The organism is Pedobacter frigiditerrae, from assembly GCF_032678705.1.
In the GTDB taxonomy this organism is placed as follows: Bacteria; Bacteroidota; Bacteroidia; order Sphingobacteriales; family Sphingobacteriaceae; genus Pedobacter; species Pedobacter frigiditerrae_A.
The window spans coordinates 16748-40054 of record NZ_JAVTSS010000001.1 but is presented as its reverse complement, the minus strand read 5'-3'; the positions used below and the strand labels follow the sequence as shown (position 1 = coordinate 40054).

Sequence of the window (23307 nt, the reverse complement as noted above, 5' to 3'; positions counted from 1 at the left end):
TTGAATTATATACAAGCTTTAATCCTTGCTATTATAGAAGGATTAACTGAATTTTTGCCGGTTTCTTCTACGGGCCACATGATTATTGGTTCTTCCGTAATGGGAATTGCTTCAGATCCTTTTGTTAAATTATTCACTATCTGCATTCAATTAGGAGCAATACTTTCTGTTGTAGTTTTATACTTCAAAAAGTTCTTTAGAAGTATCCATTTCTATATTAAATTAGTAATTGCATTTATTCCTGCAGCTATCTTTGGCATTTTATTGAGTGATAAAATCGATGCAATGCTAGAAAGCCCATTAACAGTTGGCATTTCTTTATTAGTTGGGGGGATTATATTATTATTTGTTGATAAATGGTTCAATAGTCCTACGGTAAATGATGAAGAGGAAATCAATTATTTTACTGCTTTAAAAATTGGCTTCTTACAATGTTTAGCCATGATACCTGGAGTTTCTCGTTCCGGAGCAACCATTGTAGGTGGTATGAGCCAAAAATTAAGTAGAAAAGCTGCAGCAGAATTTTCCTTCTTTTTAGCAGTACCAACCATGTTTGCCGCAACAGGTAAAAAATTACTCGATTTTTATCAAGAGGGTCATAAAATTTCTAATGATCAATTTCAAGTGTTAATATTTGGAAACGTTATTGCATTTATTGTAGCCTTACTCGCTATTAAAAGCTTTATTGGTTATCTAAATAAAAATGGCTTTAAGATTTTTGGATGGTATCGAATTGTAGTTGGCTTGGTTATTATTGCGTTGATTTTATCAGGGCATCAGCTGTCTATCATTTAATCCGTAGCTTTGCTCGGTAAATTAAATTACCATTTTGGATAACAATACAACTCAATTTCCTGATTTTAACTTTGCCGAAGGCGAATTACTGCTCATCAACAAACCCTATAAATGGACTTCTTTTGATGTGGTTGGTAAAATTAGAAATTCACTTAAACCGCTAAAACTAAAAGTTGGTCACGCAGGAACTTTAGATCCTTTAGCAACTGGTTTATTAATCATTTGCACAGGCAAACTGACTAAAAAAATCGATACTTTTCAAGCAGAGGAGAAAGAATATACTGGCACCATGATTCTGGGCGCTAGTACCCCTTCTTTCGACATGGAAACCGAAGTTGATGCTGAATTTCCTATTGACAAAATCACTGAGGAAGAAATCTATAAAGCAGTTGAACCTTTTAAAGGAGATATAGAACAATATCCACCAGCTCATTCTGCAGTAAAAGTAAATGGAGAACGCCTATATGTAAAAGCTCGTTTAGGCGAAGAAGTAGAATTACGTAAACGGAATGTAACTGTTAGTGAATTTGAAATTACTAGGATTGCTCTACCAGAGGTAGATTTTAGAATAGTTTGCAGCAAAGGCACATACATTCGTTCCCTAGTTTCAGATTTCGGTAAACAATTGAACAATGCTGCCTATCTTTCTAAATTAACCAGAACCCGTAGTGGTAATTTTTTACTTTCTAATGCATTTGAAGTAGCAGATTTGGTTCAGTATCTTCGCAATAAGCGAGAAGAGAAAAAATTAGAAACAGATACCGATTAAGACGAAATCTATGGAACGCATAAAGAATAAAAATACTCGATTTTTAAAAGAGGGAACTTTAATTATTTGCGGTGTAGTTTCTGCTTGTTTTGGACTAAAAAGCTTTTTGCTACCTAGTCATTTTATTGATGGCGGTGTTACCGGTATATCACTATTGGTAAAAGCCTTAACAGGCTGGAATTTATCTTACCTAATTGTCATCATTAATATTCCGTTTATTTTAATGGGATATAAACAGATAGGCAAAAGCTTTGCTATCAAAACCACTGTTGCAATAGGCCTTCTTTCATTGGCATTAGTTTTTTTGCCATTTAATCCAATTACACATGACAAGCTTTTAATCGCCTTTTTTGGCGGTTTCTTTTTAGGAGGAGGAATTGGCTTAGCCATGCGTGGTGGTTGCGTAATTGACGGAACGGAGGTTTTAGCTTTGTATATCAGTAGAAATAGCATGTTGACGGTTGGAAACATCATCCTCATCTTAAACATTATCATTTTTGCTTTTGCAGCTTATTTCTTGAATATTGAAACTGCCCTTTATGCAATTTTAACTTATTTATCGGCTTCGAATACTGTAGATTTTATTGTAAATGGTTTAGAGGCTTATACGGGCGTAACCATTATTTCAGATAAGAATGATGAAATCAAACACTTCATTATTACAGAAATGAGAAGAGGCGTTACCATTTATAAAGGCGAAGGTGGGTATTTAGAGAAAAAAGATATTGATATAATTTATACTGTGGTAACAAAGCTAGAAATGAGCAAGTTACAATCACAAATTAGACAAATAGACCCTGATGCTTTTGTTGTACAACAACAAATTGCAGATTTAAAAGGTGGTGTTGTAAAACGCCAAGCTTTACATTAAAAGATACGTTTTGAAGATATATAATCAACTTTCTGAGTTTAAAAAGCTAAATAATGCTGTAGTTACTATCGGCACTTTTGATGGTGTTCACTATGGTCACCAAAAAATTATAAAACGCCTTTGCGAATTGGCAAAATCTACCGGCGGCGAAAGTGTAATTCTAACTTTTTTCCCGCACCCGCGGATGATTATCGATCCAGAAAACCAAGATTTGAAAATGATAAACACCATTAAAGAGAAGGCAGAAATTTTAGCGAATCTAGGTGTAGACCATTTGATCATTACGCCATTTACACGAGATTTTTCTAATCTTGATGCTACAGATTATATCAAAAACATATTGATAGATACCATTGGGACCAAACAAATAATTGTTGGTTACGACCACCGTTTTGGGAAAGACAGAAAAGGTGGGATGAATGAGCTACAGCAGTTTTCAAAAGTGTATGGATATGAGATTGAAGAAATTCCAGAACAAGATATTAATGATGTAGCTGTAAGCTCTACCAAAATTCGTAAAGCATTGTTAGATGGAGATGTTTCTTTAGCTGCGAAATATTTAGGATATCATTTTTCTATTAGTGGACCAGTTATAAAGGGTGACAAAATTGGAAGAACAATTGGTTTCCCTACAGCAAACATTTTTGTAGAAGAAACTTACAAAATCATCCCAAGTGATGGCATTTATGCGGTAACAGTTGAGATGAGCTCGGAGATTGGAGATGAGAGTTTGGAACTAGAACTCAAAACCCCAAACTCTCAACTCCAAACTTACACAGGAATGGCCTACATCGGGCAACGCCCAACCATTAACGGAATGACAAGGAATATTGAAGTGAATATTTTTGATTTTAATCGAGAGATTTACGGTCAAACCATTAAAATGAATTTTTTAAAGTTTTTACGTCACGATGTGAAATTTACTGGATTGGAGGCCTTAACCGAACAATTACATCAAGATAAACAAGATACCTTAACCTTTTTCGCATCAAATCCTACATAAGAAAAGCACCTCAAGCCTACTGACCAGATTATTTTCACTATATTTAAAGCAATGAGGTTTTTAATTGCTTTTATATTGCTATTTGGTTTAAATTCTTCCTTCGCTAATGCGATTGAAAATAAAACTAATGCTGTAATTAAAAAATCGACTATTAAACCCAGTTTTACATCAAAAAAAGAAGCTAATTCTTTAAACGAGCCTTTATTTGAACTGGTTGATAGAATACATCAAAATATCAACCACCATGTTTTAGCTATTGCAACATTTGCTGATAGCTCGATCACATTTAAATCTATATCTACTCAAGCTACAAAGGTTTTTAAAAGAACCGTTAATTATAGTTATCAGTTTATTTTTAACTGCCTATTTCCAAAGCATACTTTTTGGTAAGAATTTTTGCTAAACACATTAATTTTTACTCAACAAAAAATATACTTTATGATTCACTTACCTGTATTAATAGCCGATTTAGGCCTTATTCTTGCCGCAGCTGGAGTTATTACACTCCTATTTAAAAAAATAAAACAACCTTTAGTCTTAGGCTATATCATTGCTGGATTGTTGGTTGGCCCACACATTAAAATTATCCCTACTGTTAGCGACTATAAAAGCATCACCATTTGGGGCGAGATAGGTGTTATCTTCCTTTTATTTAGCCTCGGACTAGAATTCAGTTTCAAAAAACTGGTTAAAGTTGGGGGCTCCTCATCCATAACCGCAATTGTTAAAGTGTTATTTATCATTTTATGTGGTTACCTAATTGGTATTGCAATGGGATGGAATAACATGGATAGTATTTTCCTCGGAGGAATCATTTCCATATCATCTACAATGATAACCATTAAGGCATTTGAAGAACTTGGTATTAAACATAAAAAGTTTGCTGGTTTAGTATTTGGTGTACTTATCGTAGAGGATTTGGTTGCCATTTTACTATTGGTGCTATTTTCTACAATGGCTGTTAGTCAGCAATCTGCCGGACCTGAAATGATTAAATCTATACTTAAGCTAAGTTTCTTTTTAGTGCTATGGTTCTTAGGTGGTATATTCTTAATACCTACGTTTTTAAAGGCTACCAAAAAACTAATGAATGATGAAACCATGTTGGTGGTATCTCTTGCTCTATGTTTAGTGATGGTATTACTAGCAGACAAAGCTGGTTTTTCTCCTGCATTAGGTGCATTTATCATGGGTTCAATTTTAGCAGAAACAACCCAAGCAGAACGCATAGAACATTTAACAAAATCTGTTAAAGATTTATTTGCAGCCGTGTTTTTTGTTTCGGTTGGTATGTTAATCAATCCAACTGTTTTAATAGAATACGCATTACCCATATTATTCATCACACTAGTTATCATTTTCGGGAAAATCCTATTTACAACTTTAGGTGCTTTATTGGCTGGTCAACCTCTTAAAACCGCTGTACAAGCTGGTATGAGCTTGGCACAAATTGGTGAGTTTTCATTTATCATTGCAACCTTAGGCGTGAGCTTAAAAGTAACTAGCGAATTCCTTTATCCCATTGCTGTTGCCGCAGCTGCAATTACCACTTTTACTACGCCATATTTAATCAAATTATCAGAGCCATTTTATAAGTTCCTAAACAACAGGCTTCCTGAGAAATGGCTAGACGCGATTGACAGATATAGTTCAGGTACGGCTGGAATTACCACTTTGAGCGACTGGAGAATTTTGTTAAGGTCTTATATGTTTAATACAATTATTCACGCTGTAATTATTATTTCCATCATTTTGTTGGCAGCTCGGTTTTTAAATCCATTTATAGCAAATCAATTAGATTTTGGTTCAAATTCAACTATCATTAGTGTAATTGTATCCTTTATTTTGATGTCTCCATTTTTATGGGCATTATCCATCAGAAGAATACAAAAAACAGCTTACTCTCACTTATGGCTAAACAAAAGATATACCCGTGGCCCTTTAATTGCCATTGAAGTTTTCAGGATACTTTTAGGAATTTTCTTCGTAGGTTTTTTGATGTATGAATTTTTTGAAACCTGGATAGCTGCTATGATTGCCTTAACATTGGTGGTTTTGGTAATGATTATTTTTTCAAGAAAGCTGCAATCATTTTATAATAAATTGGAGACAAGATTCATTTTGAACTTAAATGCTCGAGAAAACAGAACACCAAACATTTTACCTTGGGATACTCACTTAACTGAAATCACTGTTGCCCCAGAATCTGAGCTCGTTGGCAAAACACTAGTCGATCTAAAAATCAGGGAACAATATGGTGTTAATATTGCCATGATAGAAAGAGGAAAAATCAACATCTCTACACCTAATAGAGATGAGAGGTTATACCCCTACGATAAGCTATTGATTATTGGAACAGACGACCAGTTGGCAAACATCAAACCCTTGTTTGAAGGCATAGTTGATGAAACGTTAATATCAATACCAATGGAAGATATGTCATTGCAGAAAGTTATTATCAACAGTAAATCACCTGTTTTTGGACAAACCATTAGGGATTCTGGCATTAGAGAACAAACTCAAGGTCTAGTCGTAGGAATTGAAAGAAATGGAGAACGAATTTTAAATCCCGATTCAAATTTGATATTTGAAAATGGAGATATTGTTTGGATTGTGGGTAACAATAAGAAAATACCAGAGCTGTTGAAATAACTATAGTGTTGTCATTCTGAGGAACAAAAAATCTTTGTATATGGTTCTTCGTCTTAGATTTTTCCGAAGTAGGAATGACAATTATTGTGCGTCATACCCAGCTCGACTTGGTTGCTTAATGGCACAGAAAAGCTAATCAATAAATAATTAGTATAAAGTTGCTTATAGAATTTATCAAAATCGTATCATTGGAATAACTAACAATACTGCAATGACTTTAATTTATTATCTTATAGAAACTGGCGCTTACATATTAGGCTTTGCTGTATTTCCATTTTTTGGTCTTTTTATACAGAAGAAGCTATCAAAAACAAAAATTATAATCATTCTTTCAACAGCTCTGATTCTTTTCTTCCCTGTATTGCTAGGATATAGTTATGTTTTTCCTCTAGTGAATGAATTACTATTTCTCATCATTGTGTCTTGTGTGTATGGCCTATTCATTGTTAATTTAAAATTGACATTAGCTTTTACAGGAATAACCTTTGCTTGCCTTATGTTTCTTACTTTTTTAGGTATGATGGCAGGAAAAGTGGAAATAAGAAATGAATGGAACGTAGATAAATATCGAATACAATATTTTGAGGAAAGAGGATTTTCTGGAGGTCCATTATTAGGATATAAATTAAGCAAATACACCCAGCCTTCAATATTTATAAAAGAATTAGAAATCAAAGTTGATAATGACACTTTACATAACTGCTTAGTGAACTTCGAGAAAAGTAAATTTACATTCGACAAATGTGCTTATAATGAAAAAAATAGTTTATTTTTCTTAAAAATCTCAAAATAAAATAGTTCCATTTCTTTATCAATGGTCTGTTAGCCACAACCATTAAAAATCGAAGAATTCTTGAGTGGGTTTTATGATGTTAGATCCTTCCAGACAAATAATAACAAGCTAATCTTCGGAATGACAGTGTTAAAAAATGTTTATTTTTAATTTCAAACAATTGGTTATGGCACAATATGATGAACGGGTAGACAATTACATTAACAAAGCAGAGCCCTTTGCTCAACCCATTCTAAACCACATTAGAAATTTGGTGCATCAAGTGTCGCCATTGATTAATGAAACTATAAAATGGGGCTTTCCTCATTTTGAATACAAAGCTGCAATTTGTCACATGGCATCATTTAAAGCGCATTGCACTTTAGGCTTCTGGAAAGCTTCGTTAATGAAAGACCCTTATCAAATATTTAATGAAAAAGACACAGCCATGGGTAGTATTGGAAGAATTGAAAAATTAGAAGATTTACCTTCTGATAAAATTTTAACTGAATACATTTTAGAAGCATTAAGGATTGATGAATCTGGTGTAAAACTCAAAAAAGTTACTACACCAAAAGCAGAGATACCTATACCTACAGATTTCACTGAAGCATTGAATCAAAATCCAAGAGCGAAACAAACTTTTGAGAACTTTAGTCCTTCTCATAAAAGAGAATACCTTGAGTGGATTACCACAGCTAAAACGGAAGCAACCAAGTTAAAAAGAATGGTGACTACCATTGAATGGTTGACCGAAGGGAAATCGTTGAATTGGAAGTATCAGAGATGAGTTGTCATTCAGAGCGCAGCGAAGAATCTATCTTAGAAAACCTAACTCATAGCTCCCTCGGAACGGAATGACAAATTTTATTATTTTCCTAAAGCTTCTTTAACTATCTCCCTATTTGGCTTTGACACAGGGATCTTATCATTATTATTTAACTGCAACATTCCTCCATCTTCTTTAAGCCAGCTTTTCACATAAACTGGGTTTACCAAATGGCTTTGATGCGTTCGTAGAAATCCTTTTGGCTTTAACTGGTCGGCATATTCTTTTAAAGATCTTGAAACCAAAATGTTTTCTCCTGCTAAAACAAACTTCGTGTAGTTATCATCAGCTTCACACCTTATGATTTCAGCAATTTCCACATATCTTATCTCACTCTGTTGAGGTAAAGCTATTTTGGAACTCCCTTTTTCTTTAAACACTACGTCTGTTGCCAGCGTAGCGTTCTGTGTCTTGCCAGGCTCATTAGGACCATTTACATTAACCGTATAATGATTTATTGGGAAATTATAATTTGAATTATCTTTTTTAAGAAGGCGACGAACCACAAGTATGACTATTGTTAAAGGTACCCCGAAAAAGAATAGTGGAATGACAATATTAATTAAAAATCCACCCCAGTTCATACTTAATAATTCTAAAAGCATAATAGATTTAATTTACCAAGTTCGACATTGAAAATGGTTTGACCAAAACTATACCGAACTAAAGACATTAAAAAAGCAAAATGAGTATTTACAGTAAGTGGATGAGTATTTTGATCAGTAAAAATGTAACGAGACTTAATTTATACGCTATATATTAAAACTTACCCATTTACCACCAAACTTGATTTCTAAACCCGACAACAACGGAAATACTTTTTGTCAAGCTGGCCTTTCGACTTCGCTACCGATGTAAAATCGGCACAAGTCAGGGTGACAGCGCAAAAAGATTGTAGTGCCCGCCTGCCGGACGGGCAGGAATGGCGGGGCTGCATTAACAAAACAGCTAGTGACTAACATTTTCAAACCAAAGAGATTTTTCAATCTCACTAACTTCACAAATAAGCATTAGCTTAAACCCATTACCCCCACCAGTGCAAATAAATACCTATTTGTTTAATAACCAAGTACAGTGCTAAAACATATAAGAATATAGCGATTGACCGATTAATCAAGTGGCTGCTTAACGCGAATTTTTCTTGTATATATTTTGCAAAGTGTGCATAACCATATAAAGCTAGTGCAGAACCTAATCCAGAACCAAGACTGAAAATTACGAGCGATAAGTAATCGGTTTTAATCCACTCATGAAGAATAACATAGTTACCAAAGAATAACCAGAAAGGAATTTGTACAGGGTTTAAAACACCTAACAACATTCCGTAAAATACACTCCCTTTTTTACTTCTATTATCTTCAGCTTTTGTTTTTGGAACTTTTTTACGATTTACCCAAGTGATAGTACCCATCACAATAAAGAGCATGATCATGAACAAATCTACATAAGTGCCCAGCCTTACTTCGCTTACATTTTCGTTCAGGTTTACATCACTGGATACCCAACGAGCAAAACGCATCATCCCAAAAGTGAAAAAAACCTCTACAATAGAAAATGAAAGTATAAAGTACAATGCTTGGCGCATGCCTTTATTAATGGTAAGCTGTGCCACAGTAAGGTTTATATTGCCTGGCGGAATATAACCCATGGCATTTAAAAGGATGCCTATAATTAAGGTTAAAAAGAGCATAGTTTGCTAAGATACTATTTCAAATGTGCTTTTAAAAATTGACCGGTATAAGAGTCTTTTGCTTTTAACAAGTCTTCGGGTTTGCCTTCAAAAACAACATGGCCACCTTTGTCTCCTCCCTCTGGACCTATATCAATTACCCAATCTGCACATTTAATCATATCCATGTTATGCTCAATAACCAAAATGGTATTGCCTTGTTCTATCAACGTATTTAATGCTTTTAAGAGCTTTTTAATATCGTGGAAGTGTAATCCTGTAGTAGGCTCATCAAAAATGAACATGGTTTTATGCGCATTGTTTCCCTTGATCAGGAAAGATGCTAACTTGATACGTTGCGCCTCACCTCCCGATAAAGTATTAGATGACTGACCTAAATGAACATAGCCTAAACCAACATCTAAAAGTGGATTTAACTTCTGCAATATTTTAGGTTCTTTGGCAAAAAATTCAACGGCTTCTTCAATCGTTAAATCTAAAATATCGGCAACGTTTTTATCCTGGTAAGTAACATCTAAAACTTGTTGTTTAAATCTTCTTCCTGCACATGTTTCGCAAGGCAAATAAATATCAGCCATGAACTGCATTTCAATTTTCACTTCACCTTCACCTTGGCAAGTATCACACCTGCCTCCTTCTACGTTGAATGAAAATGCTGCAGGTTTTAATCCAGCTGCTTTTGCTGCTGGCAGCGCCGAAAACAAGGCTCTAATGTCATCCCAAGCTTTTACATAAGTAACAGGGTTTGAACGAGAAGAACGACCAATCGGATTTTGGTCGACCATTTCTACTTGGCTAACTAAATCTATATTGCCATAAATCCCATCATAACTTCCTGTTTGTTCACCTGCGTAATTTCCAATGGCTTTCTGCAAGGCAGGATATAAGATTTTTTTAACCAAACTTGTTTTTCCAGAACCTGAAACACCACTTACACAAGTAAAAATGCCCAATGGGAATTTAACATCTATGTTTTTTAAGTTGTTCTCTCTCGCCCCCTTAATTAAAATATGATCTTTCCAGTTTCTACGTTTCTCTGGAATAGCTATTTTTTCCTTGCCAGCTAAATATCTACCCGTTAATGATTGATCGTCTTTAATAATTTCTTCATAAGTACCACTGAAAACTAAATTTCCGCCGTGTATACCAGCTTCAGGACCAATATCAATAATATGGTCGGCAGCTCTCATCATCTCTTCTTCGTGTTCCACCACCAAAACAGTATTACCCACATTTCTAAGCGATGTTAAAACTTCAATCAGTTTATGCGTATCTCTTGGGTGCAAACCAATACTCGGTTCATCTAAAACATATACCGAACCAACTAAACTACTTCCTAAGGATGTTGCCAAATTAATACGTTGACTTTCACCTCCAGACAAAGTATTTGATAAACGATTTAAAGTCAAGTAACCTAAACCAACGTTATTTAAATACAAAACGCGGCTAGTTACTTCTGCCAATAAACGTTTAGAGATTTTAACTTCAGTTTCTGATAACTCTAATTTTTCAAAAAATGGAAGAATAGTAGACAATGGCATTAAAACCATGTCTAAAATAGATTTTCCATTAATTTTTACATAAGAAGCGTCTTTACGTAAACGTGTTCCCTTACAATCTGGACAAACCGTTTTTCCGCGGTAACGAGAAAGCATGACACGATACTGAATTTTATAAGTTTGCTCTTCTAACTCCTTAAAGAAATCATCTAAGCCAGCGAAGTATTTATTACCGGTCCAAATTAAACGTTGTTGTTTTTCTGTTAATTCGCTATACGAACGATGAATTGGAAAATCGAATTTATCCGCATTTTTGATAAACCTCTTTAACCATTCGCCCATTTTTTCACCACGCCAAGGCGCAATAGCATTATCATATAAACTTTTGCTCTTATCAGGAATAACCAAATCCTCATCAATGCCAATTACATTTCCATAGCCTTCACAACGCTTACAAGCGCCATAAGGATTATTAAAACTGAAAAAGTTTGGGGTAGGTTCCTCGAATTTTACGCCATCTAATTCAAAACGGTCGCAGAAAAATGTTTGTTTGCCTTCGTGTTCTACAAAACAATCTCCTTTGCCTTCAAAAAATGCAGTTTGCACAGAATCTGCAATGCGACTTAAAGTTTCTTCTTCCTCATTAACAACAATACGGTCAATTAAAATTCTAATGGTTTCCGTATCCGTTAACTCAATATCCTTTATAGATTCATCTTCTAATAAATCTTCAATCTTGGCTATTTTATTTTTAAAATAAACCCTTAAAAATCCCTTTTGCAATAATACAGCTAGTTCTTCTTTTACAGAACGGTTGTTATGAGGATGTAATGGACAGAAAATAGTAACCACCGCATCCTTCCCTAGCGCCATTATAAAATCCACCACTGTGGTAACGGTATCTTTTTTAACTACTGCACCAGAAATGGGCGAATAGGTAACTCCAATTCTAGAGAAAAGCAATTTTAGGTAATCGTAAATCTCGGTACTAGTACCTACTGTAGAACGCGGATTTGAGGTAATTACTTTTTGCTCAATCGCGATAGCTGGTGCAATACCTTTAATATAATCTACATCAGGCTTGTTCATTCTGCCCATGAACTGACGGGCATAAGAAGACAGACTTTCTACGTAACGACGCTGACCTTCAGCATATAAAGTATCAAATGCTAAAGACGACTTACCAGAGCCAGACATCCCAGTAATTACGACCAATTTGTTCTTTGGAATGGCTACATCAATGTTTTTAAGATTGTGTACCCTTGCTCCTTTTATAATGATATGCTTGTGTGGATCTTTCTCTATTTCTTTACTCATTTACCGCCTCTTAGCTATGCTTTTTTGATAACCCAAAATTACGAAATTGGTTTTAACCAAGCCTCATATAAGATGCGTTTTGCAAAATTTTACAAAATTTAACATATTTATTGTTGTATTATTAAAAAAAAATACGTCTTTTGTATTCATAACTCACACAAGTTAGAAACCAACATCTTAAAAACAAGGAGAAAAGCTATCGATTAAAACAGCTACTTATTTATTATTTAATAAAAAAAGAGAATAGTTTTTATACGCACTCCTATGAAATTACAGCAGAATAGTGATCAGGATTTAGTGAAGTTATATCTGAGCGGAGAAGAATCTGTATTAGAAGAATTACTAAGAAGACATAAATCCAAAATATACACCTCAATTTATTTATTGGTTAAAGACCAATACCTAGCCGAAGACATTTTTCAAGATGCCTTCATCAAAGTTATTAATACGCTCCGCAGTGGTCGCTACAACGAAGAAGGTAAATTTTTACCTTGGGTAATGCGTATTGCGCACAATTTGGTTATCGATTATTTCCGTAAGGAAAAACGTACCCCAGTTATTACCAGCGCAGATGGCACCGACGTACTTAACCTTTTGCAAATTTTAGAAGAAAGTGCAGAAGAAAGAATGTTGCGTGAACAAACCCACATAGACTTAAGAGCAATGATACATCTCTTGCCAGATGAGCAAAAAGAAGTTTTAATCATGCGCCATTATGCAGATTTAAGCTTTAAGGAGATTGCAGATTTAACAGACGTGAGCATTAATACAGCTTTAGGCCGGATGCGTTATGCATTAAGCAATTTGCGTAAAATGATGAAGGTTAAAGAAGTAACGACGAAGAATTCTTAGCCTCACCCCAACCCTCTCCAAGTGGAGAGGGAGTAATTTAACTCCTCTGTCACTCTGAGCGTAGTCGAAGAGCTGAAAACGATTGTAAGTACCGTTTGGCTAAAGCAACCCCGCCATTCGATTCAATCTTTTTGCTGGCACCCTGACTTGTGCCGATTTTACATCGGTAGCGAAGTCGAAGGGCCCAGCTTGCAAAAGTATTTCCACTGCTGTCGGGTTTAAAGAACATCGGCCGCTGCTACTATTTGCGTAACCTTTGCAAATCGCATAAATAATTTGCCATAAAAACGTTGTTTAGATGGACTCATTAAGGTTTTTGAAAATTAATCTTAAAAAAGTGAAATAATTATTTAGTTAATGAAATAAAATATATGTTATTACGTTTATTTTTAAAAAAACTAAATATTTTGATTGCGTATGACAAAAACCTCTACTCCAACTAACATTGTAAACTTCCCCAACCCACTAAAAGTAGAAAAAACTACTGATGTGGCCGAACAGCAGGACCAAATGTTTTACAACAGCATTAAACCTCAGCTAGATGAGCTAGTAAAAAATCCCTCGGATGAAACCATCGAAAAGATTTTAGCTTACTCAAAAAAGAAGTAAGATTACAAAACCAAAAATCCCGTTAACCCTTGGCTAGCGGGATTTTTATTATTTGAGCATCCATTGTTTTTGCTTATTTTTGATATGAAGAAATAATTTTCAAACAACATGAAAGTAATATTGGACATTAAAGACAACAAAGTCGATTTTGTGATGGAGTTGCTAAATAGCCTATCATTTGTTAAAGCTGAGCCAATTAGCGCTAAGAAAGCTAAGTTTCTTAAGGAATTAAAAGCATCTGTTCAAGAAGTTACATTAGCTAAACAAGGAAAAATTAAATTGCAAACTGCAGAGCAATTGTTAAATGAGTTATAGTATTGAGGCTACCGCTTATTTTGCTAAACAATTAAAAAGATTAGCTAAAAAGTTTCCCTCTTTAAAAAAAGAATATGCTGACCTCATTAATTCCTTAAAAGAAAATCCTGAACAAGGAAATAACATTGGCAATAATTGTTTCAAAATCAGACTTGCCATCGCTTCCAAACAAAAGGGAAAAAGCGGTGGTGCAAGATTAATTACTCATATTCAAATAATTGAAACAAAAGTCTATCTTTTATCTATTTATGATAAATCTGAGCAATCTGACATTAGTGATAAAGACCTTGATAATTGGCTAAAAGATATTGAATAAATCAACTTAAAAATTACAAAACCAAAATCCCGTTAACCCTTGGCTAGCGGGATTTTTTTATTACCACATTCTGACTTTCTCTTTCTTTAAATCTCCTACCTTTGCTTAGTGTAATTTTAACACTAAGTGACATGAAAAAGAGTTTGCTTCCATTAACATTAGGCGGTTTAGGCATTGGTATTACAGAATTTGTAATGATGGGTCTGCTACCAGACATTGCAAAGGATTTAAACGTAACCATTCCTCAAGCTGGTTACTTAATTTCTGCTTATGCGCTTGGCGTAGTCATTGGAGCTCCTCTATTGGTAATGGCAGCTGGTAAATTTCCACCTAAAAAAATATTAATTGCGCTGATGATTATGTTCACAGCTTTTAATGCTTTATCGGCATTTGCTCCAAACTTTAGCTTATTATTTATTTCAAGATTATTATCTGGCTTACCACACGGTGCTTTTTTCGGCGTGGGTTCTGTTGTGGCTAGCCGTATTGCAGAAAAGGGCAAGGCAGCTCAAGCAGTCTCTATGATGTTTGCTGGTTTAACTATTGCGAATGTTTTGGGCGTTCCACTTGGTACTTTTATCGGTCATAATTTTTCTTGGCGCTTTTCATTTGCAGTTGTAGCCATAGTTGGAATCATAACCCTAATCAGTCTTAAACAATGGCTCCCAGCTTTGCCAGCAAATAAAAACAGAGATCTAAAAGCAGAACTTGGTTTCTTTAAAAAACAAGAAGCTTGGTTAATCATCATTATGATTTCTATTGGTACAGGCGGTCTGTTTACATGGTATAGCTACATTGCTCCACTGATGACAGATGTTGCTGGTTTTTCTGCAAACAGCGTTACTTATATAATTATGTTAGCTGGACTGGGCATGCTTTGTGGCAATTTCATTGGTGGTTATTTAGCTGATAAATTTTCTCCAGCCAAGGCATCAGTTGCTTTATTGTTAACGATGGTGATTACACTCATAATTGTTCACTATACTTCATTCAATCCTGTACTTGCATTAATAATGACATTTATAACAGGCGCTGTTTCCTTCGCCCTTGCCGCACCTATTCAAATGTTAATGATTACTTCTGCAAAAGGCTCAGAAATGTTGGCGGCATCTGCTAGTCAGGCTAGTTTTAATATTGGTAATGCCTTAGGTGCCTTCTTCGGTGGACTACCTTTAGTTTATGGTTTCGATTATACTTGGCCAGCACTAGTTGGCGCATTAATGGCAATGATTGGCGCTATGTTTGCATTTTGGCTGATTAGAAGTCATCATCCTGCTAAGGTTAAATTAAAGGCGGAATTAAGCGTTTAATAATAGCTAGTCTACATATTTTGCTTTAATCCTAATATCGGCATCGCTAAATGGCCCTTCCGCAAAAGCATAAAAAACAATTTGGATTTGGTTAACAGAAGACAGCATTTTTCTAGCTTCCCTAAAATCTTGATTGATGTTGGCAAGGTTATTAAAGAATGCCTGCTGCAGTTCCGGAACATTAGCATCCAAAGCTCCCTTTCGCTCATTAGTTTCCAGAGCTATCACTAAACCTTTGTCACCTTGCTCATCTTCTAGCGTTTGTATATGAAAAGAATGAACAGTTTCTACCAGTTTTGGCAAACTATAAATAACTTCTTGAATATCAACAGGACTGATATTAGCCCCATAAAAAGAAACAGTCATATCTGCCCTACCATAATGAAAAAGAATAGGCAAATCGGTTTTTGATTTTATCAATTGACCTTCGTCAATATTCAGTTCTTTGCAAATAGCTAATAGTTCTTGATACTGCAAAACATGCCCCTTGTCATATATATTGTAGTTAATTTTAGGCGAAATGTACCCTGACCTACAAATTGTAAAAACAAGCTCTCCATTCTCTCGCACATCAATTAAAAAATCCGCTGGGTTATATTGAAAGACCATAGGCATTGCTCCATCGTAATTTAAAATCCTTTTTCGCAATAACTCGTTTGAACGCAATAACCTTCTCAATGAAATTGTGAAATCATTTTCTGCGGCTAAATTTAACTCCAAGTCTGATGCGCCAAGTGAACTGTAAATCTTCTTGATGCCTTTTTTTATCAAATAATCTCTCATTTCCTCTGCCATAGACTCTCCGCCCAATATAAAGGAAACATCTAATTCCCGCCAATCTATATTTACCTCATCCACTAATGATTTTAAAAAAGGTGGATAACCCATTATAATATATTGGTGATTTTTCCCGAAGTCGTTAATGGTATGCGCTATCTTAATTTTATCTGGCCCCGTCGATTTTATTTTGGCAAACTTCACACAGCTCATCGTTATGTTAACACCCGTGGCCCAAGCGCCTAATGCAAAAGCATTAATGATAAATACAGGGGAATCTCCAAATAAACTGCGCATCCCAAACGCAATCATTTTGGCATTAACTTGACGCTCATATCTCCCTCTTGCCCAATTAGTTGCTGTACCACTGCTACCGGAAGATTCATCAATAACTACATTTTTATTAGGAATTTTACCATTCAGGCATCGTTCTTCCAATTTATATTTTTTAATATAATTGACCTTATCCATGAGCGGTATTTCAGAAAGATTTGGAACGAGCCCGTTAAATGATGGGTAAGAAAATTCTTGTGAATCTAAAAAATCAGCATATGCTGGAACACGTTTTTTTGCATTGATAAATTCTGCGTAACCTTTGGCCTTTCCATTAAAAAGCCTGAGCTTATTGAAGCCAGACAGATACAACAACTTCATCGTAAAATCTGAGTGCATAAGCAAAGTTCTACTACAATTTAGCAACTTAACATAGCACAAAATGAACACGTGTCTCATCATTCTATTTAATAATTATTTCCTCAGTACTTAGTCTAAAACTTCTAGTGGGCTCTTTGCTGCAACCTATCCTAAATACCATCCAAATTTTCTTATCATCATCAGCTAGGCTCAATTTTTCATTGATTTTTTTATAAGCAGAAACATTTGTAATTAGCGACCCAAATGGTTGGATGTAGGTGTTTTCTTTCGTGATGAGCAACCAATTTCTCCCCAGCATTTTTCCTGCATTTAGCCAATCGGCCGTATCGGAAAAATTGCCAGAAAACCAACCGATTGTTGCAGTTCCATTAAATGATGCTTTATAATAATTAGCTAGTACTTTTTTCTTAATGCCCTCTGCCCATCTTTCTGGCTGACGAAAAACTGACTTCATTAGAATTCCAGGAAAGCCCATACATCTGGACCAAAGTCCATCCTTTTTATCCTGTGCCTCTTCTTTACTATATCTGAATAAGTGGTCAAGCTCTTTTCGGTTCGCACTTGAATTTATATCCTCAAATAACGTTTCTTGATTAAGGCCTACAATGAAATCTATTAAATTTTCATCATTAGAATAAAAGAAATTATGGTTAAGCTCGTTAGCTTGAATTTTAATCTTTTCTAATACGGTTTTGTCAACTGGCAAGCCGTTATAGTGTGACCTTGAAGTCTTCCTCTTTAAAATTAACTCCCTATCAATTACTTCATTATTATTGGCGGGAACCAGTTTTAGCTTTGCGAACTTTGTATATCCGTCCGCATTGAGGTTTATCGGGTCAAATACCTGAGCTATTTCAACTTTCGCATTATGGTTACTGGCAGCAATTGAAAGATATTCAATAAAAATACCCATAACTACGGTTACAAAAATGCAATTGGGGTCGCCAATTGGAAGCAACCTAGCTGGGTCGTAATAGAGTAGTGCTTCGGTATCGGATACAACTTTTATTTTGTGCGGCTGCAGATTATGGACATTGGGGCACCAACGAGCATAATCGACTAGTTCCTCCCAAGCAGGAAATATTTGTTTCGAAGCGCCAAACAACTCCTTAACAGGATTTAATAAGACAGCGACTGATGTTATTTTAAATCCTGTTTTTAAAAAATATCTTCTACTAATTACATTCATAAACTTGAATATTTGATTAATTGAAGCACTAGAACATACCTAGTGAAGCGCCAAAAGAAAAGTTTCCATAGCTTTTAACTCCGTTTGCATTTCCTCTCCAAGATGCATTTATGCCAACCCCTTTTTTAATCTGAAAACTATATCTCAATTCAGCTGGTAAGCCAATGGCGATTTCTTCATCAAAACGAGGTAAATAATAAGGCTGTTTAGTTCGATTGAATTCCTCGTCTGGCACCGTTCTGGCAACGACCGAAACACCAGTTCCAAATTGAAATTGGTGACGTTTTAATAGCGTATAAGTTTTACCGTAAATTAAACCAAAGTCTGCCAAGCCTGGTGTGGTAATATGGCTTTCGTCATCTTCACCTTTCAACAATTTTTGTTCTTCACTTCTATTATCTCGAGCATCGCTTATAGCAATTTTAAGATAATTATGGTCGTATTGGGCCCAAATTCCAACATTCACATAGTTATCATAGGTTTTAGATTTACCTACTTCAAAACCTAGGTAAAGATTATTGAATCCAGTAAAATCTCGAATTTGGCAAAATGAATTAGTTTCAATTAACAGTAATACGATTACGCTAATGGTTAATATTTTCGTTTTCATAACTCCTGATTTAAAATGTTAACCAAAAGTATAACACGAAAAACTGAAGAATAAACCTTAAAAAATACCAGACACTAAATACTTAACTTTAAAAGATAATTTTATGAAAAAGAACTGGATATCTTATCGTTAAAAATTGTATCTTGGCTTATATTAACTTAAAGAGATGTTAATTTCCCTACATTTCACTTCAAGAGAGATTATTTATGCTAAATTTTCAGATTAATTACTTCCAACAAATTAAATCGGCCATTCCACCTTACCAAAATCTTGCACAAAGCGTTGCTGAAGTACTTTCAATTAGCGTAAACGAAGCTTATAAAAAGATAAAAGGGAATAGTTTGTTAAACATTTACCAAATCATAAAGCTTTCAGACCATTTTGGCATTCCTTTTCTTTACAAACCTAACCAGCTACCAACTGTAACATTTGATTATTTAAGTGTAGACCAAGAAACGCCTAACATGTTGCTGTACTTGCAAGACCTATTAAAAAACTTAAAACAAATTCAGGGCGGATCTAAAAAGCACATCACCATTACAACAGACGACATTCCTTTATTTCACTTTTTCAAATATCCAGAACTCACTTGTTTCAAGTTGTTTTTTTGGTCAGACAGCGCCATGAATTCTGAAACCAAGTTTGACCCAAGCGCATTCGACGAGCAAATCATATCGCTTTCAAAAGAACTAAATCAAATCTATTTAGAAATTCCTTGCACAGAAATATGGGCAAAAGACACAGTTCATGGCACAATTGAACAAATTAGATATGCATTTGAAGCAGGTTATATCGATAAAACTTTGGCCATTCAAATTATAGAACAGGTTAGGTATTGTTTAACAGACATGAACATGTATGCCATTAGCAGCAAAAAAACCATCGATCCAGATCACAGCTTTAATTGGTATAACTGTGATGTATTGGGAAGTATATCTTATTTAGTAGACTATAAAGGGAGTATGTCTTGTTATAACAGGTTCAATACTTTCAATTATTTGAAAACAGACGACCAACTATACTGCGAACAAACGAAACACTGGATGCAAGGCTTAATTAAAAAATCCGTTTCCTTTAGCGGGCAAGGTGAAAAGCATCGAAACAAGTTTTTATATAATTCATTTGCTGAATGCGATAACTTGATCAAGGAGATTAATAATTGACAGCAAACTACGGTTTTGAGATTTGCTAATGCGTTAACGATGGAAGCGGCATCCTTTTTGGCTGTCATCCTGAGCGCCTGCCTGCGGTAGGCAGGTAGTCGAAGGACAGCCAAAAAGATACAGCGGACAGCGTGTTAAAACGCCCAAATAATTCTAATGGACATATATTATTTCCAGTTAGAGTTACCTTATATTTGTCTATGCTAAAAAAAGAACGTTATCAACTTTTTGTAAAGCACTTTGCTGCCAAACAACCTAATGCCGAAACAGAATTACACTATAACAATCCCTATCAATTATTGGTTGCGGTTATTCTTTCTGCACAATGCACTGATAAAAGAATCAATCAAGTAACTCCAGGTCTTTTTCAGCGTTTTCCAAATGCAAATGCATTGGCAGAAGTTACACCTGATATAGTTTTCGATTACATCAGAAGTGTAAGTTACCCTAATAACAAGGCCAAACATTTAGTCGGAATGGCAAATATGTTGGTTAATGAATTTAACAATCAGGTACCATCAGACATTGACCAATTACAAAAAATGCCAGGGGTTGGTCGTAAAACTGCAAATGTAATTGCATCTGTAATTTACGATGCGCCAGCTATGGCAGTAGACACTCACGTTTTTAGAGTTGCCAATAGAATTGGATTAACCACAGGAAAAACACCATTAGCTGTAGAAAAAGATTTAGTGAAAAATTTACCTGAACATACCATTGCAATGGCTCATCATTGGTTAATTCTACATGGCAGATATGTTTGCGTGGCGAGAAGCCCAAAATGCAACATTTGCGAAATTACCTATATGTGTAAGTACTTTGAAAAGCTTCATAAAACTAAAGAAATTAGCGATGTTGATAATTTTATTAAAATAGTTTAAATATTATTTGCATAAATCAAATTAAAATTAATATGTTTGCTAAAGTTATTAGCATTGTAAAATTAGATTATTAGCCGCTACATATATTTATTATTTAGAGATGAAAGACATGAATCCAAACGCAGAAAAATTAAAAGCACTACAATTAACATTAGATAAATTAGAAAAATCATACGGTAAGGGATCCGTGATGAAATTAGGCGATGCAGCTGTTGAAGCCATTGACTCAATTTCTACTGGTTCAATCAGTTTAGATATCGCCTTAGGTATTGGCGGTGTTCCAAAAGGACGTGTGATAGAAATATACGGACCAGAATCTTCTGGTAAAACGACGTTGGCTACACATATTATTGCAGAAGCACAGAAAAAAGGCGGCATTGCTGCTTTTATCGATGCAGAGCATGCATTCGATAAAGGTTATGCAAAAAAATTAGGGGTTGATGTAGATAATCTTTTAATTTCTCAACCAGATAATGGGGAACAAGCTTTAGAAATCGCTGATAATTTAATTCGCTCTGGCGCAATTGATGTTATTGTTATCGACTCGGTTGCTGCATTAGTACCAAAAGCAGAGATTGAAGGTGAAATGGGTGACAGCAGAATGGGCTTACAAGCTCGTTTAATGAGTCAGGCATTACGTAAATTAACAGGTACGATTTCAAAAACTGGCTGCTGCTGTATTTTCATCAACCAATTACGTGAAAAAATTGGCGTGATGTTCGGCAATCCAGAAACTACCACCGGTGGTAATGCATTGAAGTTTTATGCTTCTGTACGTTTAGACATCCGCAGAACTTCTCAAATTAAAGATTCTGATGAAGTTTCAGGAAATAGGGTTAAAGTTAAAATCGTTAAAAATAAAGTGGCACCGCCTTTTAGAATTGCTGAATTTGATATCATGTTTGGAGAAGGTATTTCTAAAACTGGAGAAATTATCGATTTAGGTGTTGATTTTAACATCATTAAAAAAGCTGGTTCTTGGTTCTCTTATGGAGAAACTAAACTTGGACAAGGAAGAGATGCTGTTAAAACTTTATTATTAGACAACCCAGAATTATCTGAAGAAATAGAAGCTAAAATTAGAGCTGAAGTAACAGGCGATAAATTAGAGGAGAAGATATAGAAAACTCATCTATTTCATAAAAGATCATTGCAGAGAAATCTATCGCTAAAATATAATGGTGATAGATTTCTCATTTTTTTTATCTAAAACTTGAAGATTTTGGTGCTGCATCAGCATTATTCTTCAAGAATTTTTTATCTAATGTGATGATGGTATAAGTTGCAATAATAATCCCCACCACTAAAAGAACTAATCCTAAATAATTTCTTTTTTTATCCTGTTTAATCATCCATACTAAAAAGATGATTAACGGAATTAATAACAACCCGAAAAATATAAAACTATTTGCTCCCATAATACTATAATTTAAAAATTCATTCTCGCCATTGGCGAAACATCTTGCCCTACAAATTCTCCTGCTAAAAACTTCTGATAACCTGCAATGGCAATCATACCCGCATTATCAGTACAATATTGAAAAGCTGGAATATACACCTTCCAACCTAAACTTTCTTCCATTGCCAGTAACGAATTTCTTAACCCAGAGTTAGCAGAAACTCCACCAGCAATTGCAATTTCTTTAATATCATATTGCTTGGCTGCTTTTTTGAGCTTGTTTAATAAAATATTAACGATGCTATATTGAACAGACGCACAAATATCATTTAAATTTTGCTCAATAAATTGCGGGTTTTCTTTTTGCTTGTCTCTTATAAAGTACAAAATTGCAGTTTTAAAACCACTAAAACTATAATTCAATCCTTGTATTTGTGGTTCAGGAAATTTAAATGCAAAAGGGTTTCCCTGTTGTGCATATTTATCAATTAGAGGTCCCCCAGGATAAGGAAGATGTAAGATTTTAGCTGTCTTATCGAATGCCTCTCCTGCCGCATCATCTAATGTTTCACCAACTATCTCCATATCAAAGTAATCTTTAACCAATACAATTTGGGTGTGACCACCAGAAACTGTAAGGCATAAAAATGGAAAATTAGGTGTTGGCTCATCAATAAAATGCGCCAGAATATGAGCCTGCATGTGGTTAACAGCAATTAATGGCAAATCTAGTGCAAGTGCAAAAGATTTAGCAAAAGACACGCCTACCAATAATGCACCCAATAACCCAGGACCACGAGTAAATGCAACTGCGTTTAGCTCATTTTTGCTAACTTTAGCAATTGCCAAAGCTTGCTGAACAGCAGGCACTATATTTTGTTGATGAACCCTTGATGCTAATTCTGGTATTACACCCCCATAATTTTCATGAATTGTTTGGTTTGCAATAACATTGGCAGTAATTTTGCCGTTGTTACAAATAGCAACAGAAGTTTCATCACATGATGATTCGATAGCAAGTATGACAGGCACGTT

24 protein-coding genes are annotated in these 23307 nt (G+C 34.9%); 16 read left to right on the top strand and 8 right to left on the bottom strand.

Annotation, left to right across the window (positions count from 1 at the left end):
- From R2Q59_RS00165 to R2Q59_RS00130, 8 genes are all read left to right on the top strand, one after another.
- On the top strand, positions 1-795 hold the full coding sequence (locus R2Q59_RS00165) for an undecaprenyl-diphosphate phosphatase (protein WP_316782520.1): 795 nt from the start codon (positions 1-3) through the stop codon (positions 793-795).
- Between the two features lie 34 nt (positions 796-829).
- Entirely contained in the window at positions 830-1564 is a 735-nt protein-coding gene (gene truB, locus R2Q59_RS00160; protein WP_316782517.1) for a tRNA pseudouridine(55) synthase TruB, read from the top strand.
- 10 nt (positions 1565-1574) lie between these two features.
- On the top strand, positions 1575-2435 hold the full coding sequence (locus R2Q59_RS00155) for a YitT family protein (protein WP_316772740.1): 861 nt from the start codon (positions 1575-1577) through the stop codon (positions 2433-2435).
- 10 nt (positions 2436-2445) lie between these two features.
- Positions 2446-3438: a bifunctional riboflavin kinase/FAD synthetase gene (locus R2Q59_RS00150; RefSeq protein ID WP_316772738.1), complete on the top strand. Its 993-nt coding sequence runs from the start codon at positions 2446-2448 to the stop codon at positions 3436-3438.
- Positions 3439-3489: 51 nt separating this feature from the next.
- The gene (locus tag R2Q59_RS00145; protein ID WP_316772736.1) at positions 3490-3828 is read left to right on the top strand and encodes a hypothetical protein; all 339 of its coding nucleotides are present in this window, start codon (positions 3490-3492) and stop codon (positions 3826-3828) included.
- 48 nt (positions 3829-3876) lie between these two features.
- Positions 3877-6090 (top strand): cation:proton antiporter, encoded by a 2214-nt coding sequence (locus R2Q59_RS00140; protein WP_316782514.1) that lies wholly within the window; start codon positions 3877-3879, stop codon positions 6088-6090.
- A gap of 211 nt (positions 6091-6301) precedes the next feature.
- On the top strand, positions 6302-6883 hold the full coding sequence (locus R2Q59_RS00135) for a hypothetical protein (RefSeq protein ID WP_316782511.1): 582 nt from the start codon (positions 6302-6304) through the stop codon (positions 6881-6883).
- A gap of 166 nt (positions 6884-7049) precedes the next feature.
- The gene (locus tag R2Q59_RS00130) at positions 7050-7652 is read left to right on the top strand and encodes a YdeI/OmpD-associated family protein (protein ID WP_316782507.1); all 603 of its coding nucleotides are present in this window, start codon (positions 7050-7052) and stop codon (positions 7650-7652) included.
- Between the two features lie 80 nt (positions 7653-7732).
- Here R2Q59_RS00130 and R2Q59_RS00125 read toward each other — a convergent pair whose 3' ends face one another.
- From R2Q59_RS00125 to uvrA, 3 genes are all read right to left on the bottom strand, one after another.
- Complete coding sequence (locus R2Q59_RS00125; protein WP_316782504.1) at positions 7733-8296, bottom strand: LytTR family DNA-binding domain-containing protein; 564 nt, start codon at positions 8294-8296, stop codon at positions 7733-7735.
- Positions 8297-8715: 419 nt separating this feature from the next.
- Complete coding sequence (locus R2Q59_RS00120) at positions 8716-9381, bottom strand: LysE family transporter (protein ID WP_316782502.1); 666 nt, start codon at positions 9379-9381, stop codon at positions 8716-8718.
- Positions 9382-9395: 14 nt separating this feature from the next.
- A complete protein-coding gene (uvrA, locus tag R2Q59_RS00115) occupies positions 9396-12197 on the bottom strand; it encodes an excinuclease ABC subunit UvrA (RefSeq protein WP_316782500.1) in 2802 nt (933 codons plus the stop codon).
- A gap of 264 nt (positions 12198-12461) precedes the next feature.
- Here uvrA and R2Q59_RS00110 point away from each other — a divergent pair, with 264 nt between their 5' ends.
- The 5 genes from R2Q59_RS00110 to R2Q59_RS00090 all read left to right on the top strand — a co-directional run bounded on the left by R2Q59_RS00110 (position 12462) and on the right by R2Q59_RS00090 (position 15599).
- Positions 12462-13049, top strand: coding sequence for an RNA polymerase sigma factor (locus R2Q59_RS00110; RefSeq protein ID WP_316772715.1), 588 nt, complete (start codon positions 12462-12464; stop codon positions 13047-13049).
- A 417-nt stretch (positions 13050-13466) separates the two neighbouring features.
- On the top strand, positions 13467-13658 hold the full coding sequence (locus R2Q59_RS00105) for a hypothetical protein (protein WP_316772713.1): 192 nt from the start codon (positions 13467-13469) through the stop codon (positions 13656-13658).
- Between the two features lie 108 nt (positions 13659-13766).
- Positions 13767-13973 (top strand): hypothetical protein, encoded by a 207-nt coding sequence (locus R2Q59_RS00100; RefSeq protein ID WP_316772711.1) that lies wholly within the window; start codon positions 13767-13769, stop codon positions 13971-13973.
- Complete coding sequence (locus tag R2Q59_RS00095; RefSeq protein WP_316772709.1) at positions 13963-14289, top strand: type II toxin-antitoxin system RelE/ParE family toxin; 327 nt, start codon at positions 13963-13965, stop codon at positions 14287-14289. Before R2Q59_RS00100 ends, R2Q59_RS00095 begins: the two co-directional genes overlap by 11 nt.
- Before the next feature lie 131 nt (positions 14290-14420).
- Positions 14421-15599, top strand: coding sequence for an MFS transporter (locus R2Q59_RS00090; RefSeq protein ID WP_316772706.1), 1179 nt, complete (start codon positions 14421-14423; stop codon positions 15597-15599).
- A gap of 6 nt (positions 15600-15605) precedes the next feature.
- Here R2Q59_RS00090 and R2Q59_RS00085 read toward each other — a convergent pair whose 3' ends face one another.
- From R2Q59_RS00085 to R2Q59_RS00075, 3 genes are all read right to left on the bottom strand, one after another.
- Positions 15606-17048 (bottom strand): hypothetical protein, encoded by a 1443-nt coding sequence (locus tag R2Q59_RS00085; RefSeq protein WP_316782497.1) that lies wholly within the window; start codon positions 17046-17048, stop codon positions 15606-15608.
- Between the two features lie 64 nt (positions 17049-17112).
- Positions 17113-18219, bottom strand: a complete 1107-nt coding sequence (locus tag R2Q59_RS00080; protein ID WP_316782494.1) for a hypothetical protein — start codon at positions 18217-18219, stop codon at positions 17113-17115.
- A 28-nt stretch (positions 18220-18247) separates the two neighbouring features.
- On the bottom strand, positions 18248-18829 hold the full coding sequence (locus R2Q59_RS00075) for a hypothetical protein (RefSeq protein WP_316782492.1): 582 nt from the start codon (positions 18827-18829) through the stop codon (positions 18248-18250).
- 206 nt (positions 18830-19035) lie between these two features.
- Between R2Q59_RS00075 and R2Q59_RS00070 the strand changes: the two genes are divergently transcribed.
- From R2Q59_RS00070 to recA, 3 genes are all read left to right on the top strand, one after another.
- Positions 19036-19992 (top strand): hypothetical protein, encoded by a 957-nt coding sequence (locus tag R2Q59_RS00070; RefSeq protein WP_316782491.1) that lies wholly within the window; start codon positions 19036-19038, stop codon positions 19990-19992.
- Between the two features lie 200 nt (positions 19993-20192).
- A complete protein-coding gene (nth, locus tag R2Q59_RS00065; RefSeq protein WP_316782488.1) occupies positions 20193-20873 on the top strand; it encodes an endonuclease III in 681 nt (226 codons plus the stop codon).
- Between the two features lie 109 nt (positions 20874-20982).
- Complete coding sequence (recA, locus tag R2Q59_RS00060; protein WP_316773202.1) at positions 20983-21996, top strand: recombinase RecA; 1014 nt, start codon at positions 20983-20985, stop codon at positions 21994-21996.
- A 79-nt stretch (positions 21997-22075) separates the two neighbouring features.
- On the opposite strand, the gene R2Q59_RS00055 is transcribed toward recA, so the two are convergent.
- Both R2Q59_RS00055 and tsaD read right to left on the bottom strand, forming a co-directional pair.
- Complete coding sequence (locus R2Q59_RS00055) at positions 22076-22291, bottom strand: hypothetical protein (protein WP_316772690.1); 216 nt, start codon at positions 22289-22291, stop codon at positions 22076-22078.
- 11 nt (positions 22292-22302) lie between these two features.
- A complete protein-coding gene (gene tsaD / locus R2Q59_RS00050; RefSeq protein WP_316782486.1) occupies positions 22303-23304 on the bottom strand; it encodes a tRNA (adenosine(37)-N6)-threonylcarbamoyltransferase complex transferase subunit TsaD in 1002 nt (333 codons plus the stop codon).
- Positions 23305-23307: the final 3 nt, after the last annotated feature.

Excerpts from the sequence above, each read along its gene's own strand:
- R2Q59_RS00120 (WP_316782502.1), bottom strand. The coding sequence starts at position 9,381 with ATGCTCTTTTTAACCTTAATTATAGGCATCCTTTTAAATGCCATGGGT.
- nth (WP_316782488.1), top strand. The coding sequence starts at position 20,193 with ATGCTAAAAAAAGAACGTTATCAACTTTTTGTAAAGCACTTTGCTGCC.
- R2Q59_RS00070 (WP_316782491.1), top strand. The coding sequence starts at position 19,036 with ATGCTAAATTTTCAGATTAATTACTTCCAACAAATTAAATCGGCCATT.
- R2Q59_RS00055 (WP_316772690.1), bottom strand. The coding sequence starts at position 22,291 with ATGGGAGCAAATAGTTTTATATTTTTCGGGTTGTTATTAATTCCGTTA.
- R2Q59_RS00155 (WP_316772740.1), top strand. The coding sequence starts at position 1,575 with ATGGAACGCATAAAGAATAAAAATACTCGATTTTTAAAAGAGGGAACT.
- uvrA (WP_316782500.1), bottom strand. The coding sequence starts at position 12,197 with ATGAGTAAAGAAATAGAGAAAGATCCACACAAGCATATCATTATAAAA.
- R2Q59_RS00145 (WP_316772736.1), top strand. The coding sequence starts at position 3,490 with ATGAGGTTTTTAATTGCTTTTATATTGCTATTTGGTTTAAATTCTTCC.
- R2Q59_RS00140 (WP_316782514.1), top strand. The coding sequence starts at position 3,877 with ATGATTCACTTACCTGTATTAATAGCCGATTTAGGCCTTATTCTTGCC.
- recA (WP_316773202.1), top strand. The coding sequence starts at position 20,983 with ATGAATCCAAACGCAGAAAAATTAAAAGCACTACAATTAACATTAGAT.
- R2Q59_RS00135 (WP_316782511.1), top strand. The coding sequence starts at position 6,302 with ATGACTTTAATTTATTATCTTATAGAAACTGGCGCTTACATATTAGGC.
- R2Q59_RS00105 (WP_316772713.1), top strand. The coding sequence starts at position 13,467 with ATGACAAAAACCTCTACTCCAACTAACATTGTAAACTTCCCCAACCCA.
- R2Q59_RS00075 (WP_316782492.1), bottom strand. The coding sequence starts at position 18,829 with ATGAAAACGAAAATATTAACCATTAGCGTAATCGTATTACTGTTAATT.
- R2Q59_RS00110 (WP_316772715.1), top strand. The coding sequence starts at position 12,462 with ATGAAATTACAGCAGAATAGTGATCAGGATTTAGTGAAGTTATATCTG.
- R2Q59_RS00085 (WP_316782497.1), bottom strand. The coding sequence starts at position 17,048 with ATGCACTCAGATTTTACGATGAAGTTGTTGTATCTGTCTGGCTTCAAT.
- R2Q59_RS00090 (WP_316772706.1), top strand. The coding sequence starts at position 14,421 with ATGAAAAAGAGTTTGCTTCCATTAACATTAGGCGGTTTAGGCATTGGT.
- R2Q59_RS00125 (WP_316782504.1), bottom strand. The coding sequence starts at position 8,296 with ATGCTTTTAGAATTATTAAGTATGAACTGGGGTGGATTTTTAATTAAT.
- R2Q59_RS00080 (WP_316782494.1), bottom strand. The coding sequence starts at position 18,219 with ATGAATGTAATTAGTAGAAGATATTTTTTAAAAACAGGATTTAAAATA.
- R2Q59_RS00130 (WP_316782507.1), top strand. The coding sequence starts at position 7,050 with ATGGCACAATATGATGAACGGGTAGACAATTACATTAACAAAGCAGAG.
- R2Q59_RS00095 (WP_316772709.1), top strand. The coding sequence starts at position 13,963 with ATGAGTTATAGTATTGAGGCTACCGCTTATTTTGCTAAACAATTAAAA.
- R2Q59_RS00100 (WP_316772711.1), top strand. The coding sequence starts at position 13,767 with ATGAAAGTAATATTGGACATTAAAGACAACAAAGTCGATTTTGTGATG.